Below are 10,763 nucleotides of genomic sequence, written 5' to 3'. Positions count from 1 at the left end.
GCCCGCCCAGGGCAGCCCGCACCGGTCACTTCTTGCCAGGCAGCACCGAGCCAAGCACCTGCTTGGCCGTCTGCAGGATGACGCCGGCCTGGTCAGGGTCGCCCTTGAGCAAGGTGGTGGCGAACTTCTTCGCCTGCTCAAGCTTGATGTGCGGCGGCAGCGGCGGCACGTCGGGGTCGGTCTTGAATTCGATCAGCACCGGCCGGTCGGCGCTCAGCGCGCGCTCCCAGGCATCTGCGATGTCTTCTTCGCGGTCGACGTAGATGCCCTGCAGGCCGATGGAGATGGCGAACAGGTGGTACGGCACATCGGGGATCGACTGCGACGCTTCGAACTTGGGGTCGCCTTCCATCACCCGCTGCTCCCAGGTCACCTGGTTGAGGTCCTCGTTGTTGAACACCGCGCAGATCCATTGCGGGTTGTCCCACTGTTGCCAGTACTTGGCCACGGTGATCAGCTCGGCGAGGTTGTTCATCTGCATCGCGCCATCGCCCACCAGGGCCACCACGGGCCGCTGCGGGTGGGCGAACTTGGCGGCGATGGCGTAGGGCACCGCAGCGCCCATGCAGGCCAGGCCGCCGGACAACGAGCACTGCATGCCTTGGCGCACCTGCAGGTCGCGGGCGTACCAGTTGGCGCAGGAGCCCGAGTCGCTGGTGACGATGCTGTCATCGGGCAGGCGCGGCGACAGCTCGTAGACCACGCGCTGCGGGTTGATTGGGTCGGCCTTGACCAGGGCGCGCTTTTCCAGGGTCTTGTCCCAGCGGGCGCGCCAGCCTTCGACCTTGTTGCGCCAGCGGCGGTCGCGCTTGGGGGTGAGCAGCGGCAGCAGGGCGCGCAGGGTTTCGCTGGCATCGCCAACCAGGTTCACCTCCATCGGGTAGCGCAGGCTGAGCATGTCGGGTTGCAGGTCGATCTGCACGCCGCGGGCCTGGCCTTCCTTGGGCAGGAATTCGGCATAGGGGAAGCCTGAGCCGATCATCAGCAAGGTGTCGCATTCGTTCATCAGCTGGTAGCTGGGTTCGGTGCCAAGCAGGCCGATGGAGCCGGTGACCCAGGGTAAATCGTCAGGCAGCACGGCCTTGCCCAGCAGCGCCTTGGCCACGCCCGCGCCGAGCGTTTCGGCCACCGCGATGACCTGCTCGGTGGCCTGCAAGGCCCCGGCGCCGACCAGGATCGCCACCTTGCGCCCGGCGTTGAGCACCTCGGCGGCGCGCTGCAGGTCGGCCTCGAAGGGCACCACCTTGGGTTTGCTGTAGCCGATGCCGGAGTGCAGGGTGCCGTGGGCCCTGGCGGGTTCGTGGTAGGGCAGGTCCTGCAGGTCGTTGGGCAGGATCACCGCGGTGACGCGGCGCTCACCGACGGCGGTGCGCACGGCGCGGTCGAGCAGGTGGCGGACCTGCTCGGGGGTGGAGGCCTGCTGTACGAAGGCGCCGGCCACGTCCTTGAACATCGACAGCAGGTCCAGCTCCTGCTGGTAGTGCCCGCCAAGCGCAGCCCGGGCTTGCTGGCCGACGATGGCGAGCACCGGCTGGTGGTCCATGCGTGCGTCGTACAGGCCGGTGAGCAGGTGCGAAGCGCCGGGGCCGGAGGTGGCGATGCACACGCCCAGCTCGCCGGTGAACTTGGCGTGGGCGCTGGCCATGAAGGCGGCCATTTCCTCATGGCGTGCCTGGATGAACTCGATCTTGCCGTTGGCCCGGCTCAGCGCGCCGAACACGCCGTTGATGCCGTCCCCGGGGTAACCGAAGATGCGCCTCACGCCCCATTGGTACAAACGCTCAACCAGAAAGTCGCCTACCGTGCCTGTCATCGTCTGCTCCTGTCATGTACTCGATAGGGGTCTGGACTGGGCGCGTTTCGCGAAAGTTTCATCGGTCTTGGCTCAGCCGCCCGAACCCCCTGCGCCCGAACCGCCGCCGCTCGAACCACTGCCGCCGGTACCACTCCCAGAGCCTGTACCGCTGCCGCTGCTGCCGCCGGTTCCGCTACCCGAGCCGCTGCTGCCATCGCCGCCGGTGTTGTCCGTGCCGTTGTCCCGGGTGCCGCCGTTGCCGGTGCCCAGGCCATCGCCGGGTGTGCCGGAGCCGCTCGCGCCGCCCTGGCCGTTCATCTGGCCGCTGTCCAGGGGCTGGTTGCCGGGGGTGCGCTGATCGTTGAGGTCGGTGGCGGCCAGGGCGATGGGCACGCTGGCGCCGAGGCACAGGGCGAGCAGCAAAGCATGGGGTCTTAGGGTTTTCATGGTGAAGCTCCTGTTTTTGAGGTGGCTACCCAGTGTTCGGCCTGCCCGGCGAGGGCGGGTGCCCGCAGAGCGACGAAAGGCGTGCAGCGCGCTTGTACCTGCGGAACGACCGCGTCCACGGCGCAGTCCACCCAAGGTCGGAGCATCACTTTCCCGAGGCACCTGCGCAGATGACCTTCATCGTCTGGTTCGCCATGCTGGGCGCGGTGCTGTTGCTGCTCGCGCTCTCGTCCTCCTACCTGCGCTGGATGCCTGTCACATCCTCGGTGGTGTGCCTTGGCCTGGGCATTGCGCTGGGTGGCTCCGGCGTGGGCCTGCTGCACCTGGACCTGGCAAAGGCCAGCGGCTGGATGGAGCACCTGACCGAGGTGGCGGTGCTGTTCTCGCTGTTCTTCAGTGGCCTGAAACTGCGCCTGCCCCTGGCTGACCCGCGCTGGCGCATCGCGGTGTACCTGGCCGGGCCATTGATGCTGGTGTGCATCAGTGGCGTCAGCCTGGTGCTGCACTACGGCTTGCACCTGAGCTGGGGCCTTGCGGTGCTGATCGGCGCGATCCTGGCGCCCACCGACCCGGTGCTGGCCACGCTCGTGCAAGTGGTCGATGCCCGCGACGCCGACCCGGTGCGCTTCAGCCTGTCGGGGGAGGCGGGGCTCAATGACGGCGTGGCGTTTCCCTTCGTCATCCTCGGCTTGCTGTTGCTGCAGCCTTCCGCGCAGGAGGGCTTGGCCGGCTGGCTGCTCAAGGACGTGCTCTGGGCGGTGACGGCGGGGCTGTTGTGCGGCTACTGGATGGGGCGTGGGCTGGGCAAATTGACGCTGTACCTGCGCCTGCGCAACGACGACAGCACCGTGTCGCCCAACGATTACCTGGCCCTGGCGCTGATCGCCCTGGCCTACGTGGCCGCCGAGCTGCTGCAGGGCTACGGCTTTCTCGCGGTATTCGCCGCGGGCCTGGGGCTGCGCCAGGCCGAGGTACGCACCTCCAGCAGCCCGCAGGCGCCGGCCGCCGAGCACCTGGTGCAGCCGGTGGTGGGGCACCAGCATGTCGCGCCGGAACAAGCGGTGAAGGGAGATGTGCAAGGCCTGGGCGACTCGCAGATCGCCGCAGGCATCATGCTCGGCGACATGCTCGCCTTCGGCAGCCTGGTCGAGCGGGCCATGGAGGTGTTTCTGGTGACCTTGCTGGGCGTCGTGCTGCTGGAGCACTGGGACTGGCGCGCCGTGATCGTGGCAGGGGCGCTGTTTGCGCTGATCCGCCCCCTGGGCGTGATGCTCGCGCCGCTGCGCGGCAGGCTGAACCTGGCCCAGCGCGGCCTGCTGGGGTGGTTCGGGATACGCGGCATCGGCAGCTTCTACTACCTGTTCTATGCCGTGAACCACGGCTTGCTGCCGGCCGCCGCAGTGGAAAGTACCAACCTGGTGCTGTCGGTGGTGGCCTTGAGCATCCTGCTCCATGGGCTGAGCGTGCAGCCGTTGCTGGCCCGCTACGAGTCGCGCAAGGGCAGGGGTTGAGCGGCTACAGCAGCTGGTCGAGGGTGATCGGGAAACCCCTCACGCGTTTGCCCGTGGCATGGTGGATCGCATTGGCCACCGCGGCCGCGACCCCGACGATGCCGATCTCACCGACGCCCTTGGAGCCCAGTTCGTTGACGATGTCATCGTTTTCCTCGACGAACAGCACCTCGATATCGCCGCAATCGGCGTTCACCGGGATGTGGTATTCGGCCAGGTTGTGGTTGAGGACGCGGCCCAGGGCATGATCGGTCAGCGTTTGCTCGTGCAAGGCCATGCCCAACCCCCAGACCACGCCGCCGAGTATCTGGCTGTGCGCGGTTTTCGGGTTGACCACGCGCCCGGCCGCGATCGCGCTGACAACGCGGGTGACCTGGACCGTGCCAAGGTCCTCATCGACCTGCACCTCGACGAACACGGCCGAATGGGTGGCGGTGGCGAACGGTTGGCGCCTGGCACTGGGTTCGGCGTCGATCTGCGCCTCGAAAGCCCCCTCGCTGGAACCGGCGACGATATCCGCCAGGGCAAACCGGTGGCTTCCCGCGTGCAGATGGCCTTCGGCGAAAACGATCTGTTCGCTTGCCGTGGCCGCCACCTCGGGGTAACGCTGGCGGGCCTGTTCGAGTACCTGGGCGCGCAGCACCAGGCACGCCTGGCGCACCGCCGAACCCACGGACGAGACAGTGAACGAGCCGCCCTGAAGCGGTGCCGTCGGCAGTGAGGAATCGCCCAGCTTAAAGGTGACGTCCTGCACCTTGGCGCCGATGGCATCGGCGGCGATCTGGGTCATCACGGTGTAGGTGCCGGTACCGATGTCGGTCGTTGCGCTGCTGACCGTCACCTGCCCCTGGGCATCGATGCGCGCCTTGGCGCTGGCCTTCATCTGCAGCGCCTCCCAGACCCCGCCCGCCATGCCCCAGCCGACCCGTTGACGCCCCTTGCGCATGCTGCGCGGCAGCGGGTTGCGGCTGTGCCAGCCGAAACGCTCGGCGCCTTGCGCGTAGCACGCCAGCAGTGCCTTGCTGGAGTACGGTTTGCCTGTATTGCCGTTGCTGGGCGCAAAGTTGCGCCGGCGCAGCTCCAGCGGGTCGATGCCGGCTGTGCAGGCCAGCTCGTCCATGGCGCATTCCAGGGCGATCATGCCCGATGCGGCGCCCGGCGCCCGCATGTCCAGCGGGGTATAGACATCGAGCGGGGCGAGGCGATAGCTCAGTGCCACGTTGTCGCATTGGTAGAGCATGCCGCTCCATTCCACCAGATGCTCGGTGAAGTCTTCGAAGCGCGAAGTCTGGCCCACGGCATCGTGGGCGATCGCCAGCAATCGCCCGTCGGCCTGCGCGCCCAGGCGTACCCGCTGCTGGGTGCGCGGGCGGTAGCCGAAGGTGAACATCTGCTGGCGTGTCAGGGTGACGCGCACCGAGCGCTGCAGGTGCAGCGCTGCCATCACGGCCAACGGCAGCTGATACTGCGGGCGCAAGCCCGAGCCGAAGGCACCGCCGACGAATGCCGCGAGCACCCTGATCCGCTCTTTGGGCAGGCCGAACACCTTGTGCAGGTAGTCCTGGCAGTTTTGCGTGCCTTGGGTCTTGTCGTGAATCTCCAGGGCGCCGTCGGGTTGGTAGAGCACCGTGGAGGCATGCGGCTCCATCGGGTTGTGATGTTCGTTGGCGGTCAGGTAGGTGGCGTCTACCTGCACCGCTGCGCTGGCGTAATGGCCGGCAAAATCGCCGCGCGGGGGCGGCGTCTTGGCAGGTGCCGGGTGCGTCTGCGCCAGCGCGCCGAGCAGGTCGGTGGCGTGCGGCTCCTGGGCGTACTCGATGGTTATCAGCGAACCGGCGTACCTGGCGAGCTCCAGGCTGTCGGCGACCACCAATGCCAGCGGCTGCCCGCTGTACAGCACCCGGTCGTTGAACAGCGGCCGGAAGGCCGCGCCCTTGGCCGCGTCGGCATCCTTGTAGTCGTCGTCATAGCTGGAGATGTGCGGGCGCTGCTGGTGGTCCAGCACGGCCACCACGCCCGGCACCTTCAGGGCCTGGGCCGTGTCGATCCTGAGCACACGGCCCCGGGCGATGGTGCTGCACACCACGCTGCCATGCAGCAGCCCGGCTTGCGGGTATTCGCCGGCATAGCGCGCCTGCCCGGTCACCTTGGCCACGCCGTCGACACGGTCCAGCGCTTTGCCCACCACACGCGTGTTGTCGTTCATGACTTCGCCCCTCTGGCTGCAGCCTCGCCCAGCGCCCGCACGATCGCGCGCTGCGCCAGAGCTACCTTGAAACCGTTCTGGCTCAGTGGCTGCGCCCCTTGCAGCAGGGCATCGGCCACGCGGGCAAACAGCGCGGCAGAGGCCGCCTGGCCCGGCAGCATCTGCTCCACGGCAGGGTCGCGCCAGGGTTTGTGCGCCACGCCACCGAGCGCCAGGCGGGCGGCGCGGATCACGCCGCCGTGGATGTGCAAGGCGGCGGCGACCGACACCAGGGCGAAGGCATAGGACGCACGGTCGCGAATCTTCAAGTAGCGGTAATGGCTCGCGAACTGCGGCGGCGGCAACTCGATGGCGGTCACCAGTTCATCCGCGGCCAGTTGCGTGTCGCGCTCCGGGGTGCTGCCGGGCAAGCGGTGCAAGTCTGCGAAGGCGATCTGCCGCTGGCCGGCACGGCCTTCTACATGCACCACCGCTTCGAGTGCCGCCAGCGCCACGCACATGTCCGAGGGGTGTGTGGCGACGCAGGCCTCGCTGGCGCCGAGGATGGCGTGAATGCGGTTGAGGCCGCTGCGCGCCGGGCAGCCGCTGCCAGGTTCGCGCTTGTTGCAGGGCGTGCCGGTGTCGTAGAAGTAGTAGCAGCGGGTGCGTTGCAACAGGTTGCCACCCACGCTGGCCATGTTGCGCAGCTGCGGCGAGGCGCCGGCGAGGATGGCCTCGGACAGCAAGGGATAATGCTGTTCGACCTGCGCATGCCAGGCCAGGTCGGCATTGCTGACCAGCGCGCCGATCAGCAGGCCGCCGCTGGCGGTGGGCTGCACGCGGTCCAGGCCGAGCCCGGTGATGTCGATCAGGCGTTCGGGGCGCACCACGTTCTCCTTCATCAGGTCGACCAGGTTGGTGCCACCGGCGATGAACCTTGAGTGGGGCGTTGCCAGGTGCAGTGCTTCGCCGACTGACGCTGGCTTGTGGTAGCTGAAAGGGGTCATGGGCGTGAGCCTCCTTTGCCTTGGGCCTCGGCACGCATCAGCGGCAAGGCCTCTTCCACGGCCGCGACGATGTTGCTGTAGGCGCCGCAGCGGCACAGGTTGCCGCTCATCTGCTCGCGTATGGCAGCGCGTGTGGTGGCCCGGCCCTCCTGCACCAGGCCGATGGCGGAACAGATCTGCCCCGGGGTGCAATAGCCGCACTGGAAGGCATCGTGGGTGATGAATGCCCGTTGCATCGGGTGCAGCGCGTCGCCGCAGGCCAGCCCTTCGACGGTGACCACCTCGGCGCCGTCGCACATGACGGCCAGGGTCAGGCAGGCATTGATGCGCCGGCCATCGCGCAGCACTGTGCAGGCCCCGCATTGGCCGTGGTCACAGCCTTTCTTGGTGCCGACCTGGTCGAGCTGTTCGCGCAGCAGGTCGAGCAGCGTCGTCCACGGCTGAACCTGCAGCGCCAGGGGCTGGCCGTTGAGTGTCAGGCGGATGGAGTGCGCTGGGCCGCCTGGGGGAGAGAGTGCGGGCATGGCAAGTCCTCACGGTTTGGGGGGCGCACAGTGGGCTGTGTCTATGTGCTGCGACTGGTAGGGCTGGGCAAACGTTCAGCGCTACTGCCCGAACGCACGTCAGCGGCACCTGTTGGCCGATGATCGCCTCGGGCAATCATCGGCCATGCCGTAACGCGACCTAGTGCAAGCTACGGCGCCGCACCAGCCAGTAGGCTGCCGGTATCACGAACAACGACAGCAACGGCGCGCTCAACATGCCGCCGACCATCGGCACGGCGATGCGGCTCATCACCTCGCTGCCGGTGCCGCTGCTCCACAGAATCGGCAGCAAGCCCGCCACGATCACCGCCACGGTCATCGCCTTGGGCCGGATGCGCTGCACTGCACCTTCGCCAATCGCCTGCAGCAGCGCCGCCTGGCCGTGCTCGCCATTGGCCTGGCGCTCGGCCCAGGCGTTGTTCAGGTAGATCAGCATGATCACCCCGAACTCCGCCGCGACCCCGGCCAGGGCGATGAAGCCGACCCCGGTGGCCACCGACAGGTTGAAGCCCATCAGGTACAGCAGCCACACCCCGCCGGTCAGGGCGAAGGGCAGGGTGGCCATGATCAGCAGCGCTTCGCCGAGGCGGCCGAAGGTGAGGTAGAGCAGCACGAAGATGATCGCCAGGGTCGCCGGCACCACCCAGGCCAGGCGGGCGTTGGCCCGCTCCAGGTATTCGAACTGGCCGGAGTAGCTCAGGCTGGTGCCTGCTTCGAGCTTCACCTCGCGTGCCACCGCCTGGCGCAGGTCGGCGACCACCGACGCCAGGTCACGCCCGCGCACATCGATGTACACCCAGCCCGAGGGGCGGGCGTTCTCGCTCTTGAGCATCGGCGGGCCCTCGGCGATGCGCACCTGGGCCACGCTGCCCAGGGTGACCTGGCCACCCAGCGCCGTGTAGATCGGCAGCTGGCGCAGGGCCTCGACCGAGTCGCGCCATTCGCGCGGGTAGCGCAGGCTGATGGGGTAGCGCGCCAGGCCTTCGACGGTTTCGCCGAGGGTTTCGCCGCCGATGGCGCCGGCCACGATGGCTTGCACGTCGGCGATGTTCAGGCCGTAGCGGGCGGCGGCCTGGCGGTCGATGTCGAGGTCGATGTAGCGCCCGCCGGTCAGGCGTTCGGCCAGCGCCGAGGTCACCCCCGGCACGCCCTTGGCGGCGCGTTCGATGGCCAGGGTGGTGCGGTCGATCTGCGCCAGGTCGTTGCCGGCCACCTTGACCCCGATGGGGCTCTTGATGCCGGTGGCGAGCATGTCGATGCGGTTGCGGATCGGCGGGATCCAGATGTTGGTCAGGCCCGGCACGCGCACCCGGCGGTCGAGTTCCTCGACCAGCTTTTCGCTGGTCATCCCGGGCCGCCACTGCTCCTTGGGCTTGAGCCGCACGGTGGTTTCGAACATCTCCAGCGGCGCCGGGTCGGTGGCCGACTCGGCGCGCCCAGCCTTGCCGAACACGCTGGCGACCTCTGGCACGCTGCGGATCAGCCGGTCGGTGCGCTGCAGCAGCTGCGAGGCCTTTTGCGCCGACAGGCCGGGCAGGGCGGAGGGCATGTACAGCAGGTCGCCTTCGTCCAGCGGCGGCAGAAATTCGCCGCCCAGCTGGCTCAACGGCCAGGCGCTGCTGAGCAGGATCGCCAGCGCGCCCAGCAGGGTCAGCCAGGGCCTGCGTAGCACCGCGTCCAGGGCCGGGCGGTACAGGCGGATCAGCCCGCGGTTGAGCGGGTTGCGCGCCTCGGCGGGCAACGGCCCGCGGATCCAGTAGCCCATCAGCACCGGCACCAGGGTCACGGCCAGGCCGGCCGCGGCCGCCATGGCGTAGGTCTTGGTGAAGGCCAGCGGCGCGAACAGCCGGCCCTCCTGGGCCTGCAGGGTGAACACCGGGATGAACGACAGGGTGATGATCATCAGGCTGAAGAACAGCGCCGGCCCTACCTCCACCGCCGCATCGGTCATCACCTTCCAGTGCGCCTCGCCGCGCAGCGCCTGCCCGGGGTGGCGGGCGTGCCAGGCCTCGACCCGTTTGTGGGCGTTCTCGATCATCACCACGGCAGCATCGACCATGGCACCAATGGCGATGGCGATGCCGCCCAGCGACATGATGTTGGCGTTGATGCCCTGGTGGCGCATGACGATCAGCGCGATCAGCACCCCCACCGGCAGCGAGACGATCGCCACCAGCGACGAACGCAGGTGCCAGAGGAACGCCGCGCACACCAGCGCGACCACGATGAACTCCTCGATCAGCTTGTGGCCAAGGTTGCTCACGGCGCGGTCGATCAGCTGGCTGCGGTCATAGGTGGTGACCAGCTCGACGCCGGCCGGCAGGCTGCTTTTCAACGTGTCGAGCCGGGCCTTGACCTGGGCGATGGCCTCGCGCGCATTCTTGCCACTGCGCAGGATCACCACGCCGCCCACCGCCTCGCCCTGGCCGTCGAGCTCGGCGATGCCGCGCCGCGCCTGCGGCCCGAGCTGCACGCTGGCAACGTCGCCCAGGGTCACCGGGGCGCCGTTGGCCGCCAGGCGCAGGGGGATGGCGCGAAAATCGTCGAGGGTCTTCAGGTAGCCCGAGGCGCGCACCATGAACTCCGCTTCGCCCAGCTCCAGCACGCCGCCGCCGGTTTCCTGGTTGGCCTTGCCGATGGCGTCCGCCACCTGGCCCTGGGTGATGCCCAGGCTGGCCATGCGCAGCGGGTCGAGCTGCACCTGGTACTGCTTGACCATGCCGCCGATGCTCGCCACTTCGGCGACATCCGGCAGGGTCTTGAGCTCGAAGCGCAGGAACCAGTCCTGCAGGCTGCGCAGCTGCGCCAGGTCGTGCCCGCCCGTGCGGTCGACCAGCGCGTACTGGTAGATCCAGCCCACCCCGGTGGCGTCCGGCCCGAGCACAGGCTTGGCCGAGGGCGGCAGGCGCGACTGCACCTGGCTCAGGTACTCCAGCACCCGTGAGCGCGCCCAGTACAGGTCGGTGCCGTCTTCGAACAGCACATAGACGAAGCTGTCGCCGTAGGCCGAGAAGCCGCGCACGGTCTTGGCGCCGGGCACCGACAGCATGGTGGTGGTCAGCGGGTAGGTGACCTGGTTCTCGACGATCTGCGGGGCTTGCCCGGGGTAGGAGGTGCGGATGATCACCTGGGCGTCGGAGAGGTCGGGCAGGGCGTCGATCGGCAGGCTGCGCAGCGAGAGCATGCCCCAGGCCACCAGCAGCAAGGTGGCCAGCAGCACCAGGATACGGTTGGCCACCGACCAGCGGATGAGCTTGGCGATCATGGCTGGCC

7 protein-coding genes are annotated in these 10,763 nt (G+C 68.5%); 1 reads left to right on the top strand and 6 read right to left on the bottom strand.

Annotated features, from left to right (window positions below):
* Positions 1-25 precede the first annotated feature (25 nt).
* On the bottom strand, positions 26-1,813 hold the full coding sequence (locus ACIPG5_RS21015; protein WP_286913533.1) for a thiamine pyrophosphate-requiring protein: 1,788 nt from the start codon (positions 1,811-1,813) through the stop codon (positions 26-28).
* Positions 1,814-1,885: 72 nt separating this feature from the next.
* Positions 1,886-2,242, bottom strand: a complete 357-nt coding sequence (locus tag ACIPG5_RS21010) for a hypothetical protein (protein WP_401377857.1) — start codon at positions 2,240-2,242, stop codon at positions 1,886-1,888.
* A gap of 170 nt (positions 2,243-2,412) precedes the next feature.
* Between ACIPG5_RS21010 and ACIPG5_RS21005 the strand changes: the two genes are divergently transcribed.
* Positions 2,413-3,753, top strand: coding sequence for a sodium:proton antiporter (locus ACIPG5_RS21005; protein ID WP_176511483.1), 1,341 nt, complete (start codon positions 2,413-2,415; stop codon positions 3,751-3,753).
* Positions 3,754-3,757: 4 nt separating this feature from the next.
* On the opposite strand, the gene ACIPG5_RS21000 is transcribed toward ACIPG5_RS21005, so the two are convergent.
* The 4 genes from ACIPG5_RS21000 to ACIPG5_RS20985 all read right to left on the bottom strand — a co-directional run bounded on the left by ACIPG5_RS21000 (position 3,758) and on the right by ACIPG5_RS20985 (position 10,755).
* Positions 3,758-5,959 (bottom strand): xanthine dehydrogenase family protein molybdopterin-binding subunit, encoded by a 2,202-nt coding sequence (locus ACIPG5_RS21000; protein WP_401377853.1) that lies wholly within the window; start codon positions 5,957-5,959, stop codon positions 3,758-3,760.
* Positions 5,956-6,945, bottom strand: a complete 990-nt coding sequence (locus tag ACIPG5_RS20995; RefSeq protein ID WP_401377850.1) for an FAD binding domain-containing protein — start codon at positions 6,943-6,945, stop codon at positions 5,956-5,958. Before ACIPG5_RS20995 ends, ACIPG5_RS21000 begins: the two co-directional genes overlap by 4 nt.
* On the bottom strand, positions 6,942-7,469 hold the full coding sequence (locus ACIPG5_RS20990; protein ID WP_176511486.1) for a (2Fe-2S)-binding protein: 528 nt from the start codon (positions 7,467-7,469) through the stop codon (positions 6,942-6,944). The genes ACIPG5_RS20995 and ACIPG5_RS20990 overlap by 4 nt, the downstream gene beginning before the upstream one ends.
* A gap of 160 nt (positions 7,470-7,629) precedes the next feature.
* On the bottom strand, positions 7,630-10,755 hold the full coding sequence (locus ACIPG5_RS20985) for an efflux RND transporter permease subunit (protein WP_401377847.1): 3,126 nt from the start codon (positions 10,753-10,755) through the stop codon (positions 7,630-7,632).
* Positions 10,756-10,763 lie beyond the last annotated feature (8 nt).

The organism is Pseudomonas sp. NPDC087029, from assembly GCF_044745345.1.
Classification (GTDB): Bacteria; Pseudomonadota; Gammaproteobacteria; order Pseudomonadales; family Pseudomonadaceae; genus Aquipseudomonas; species Aquipseudomonas faucium.
The sequence above is the reverse complement of the archived record's forward strand: the minus strand, read 5'-3'. Positions and strand labels throughout refer to the sequence as shown.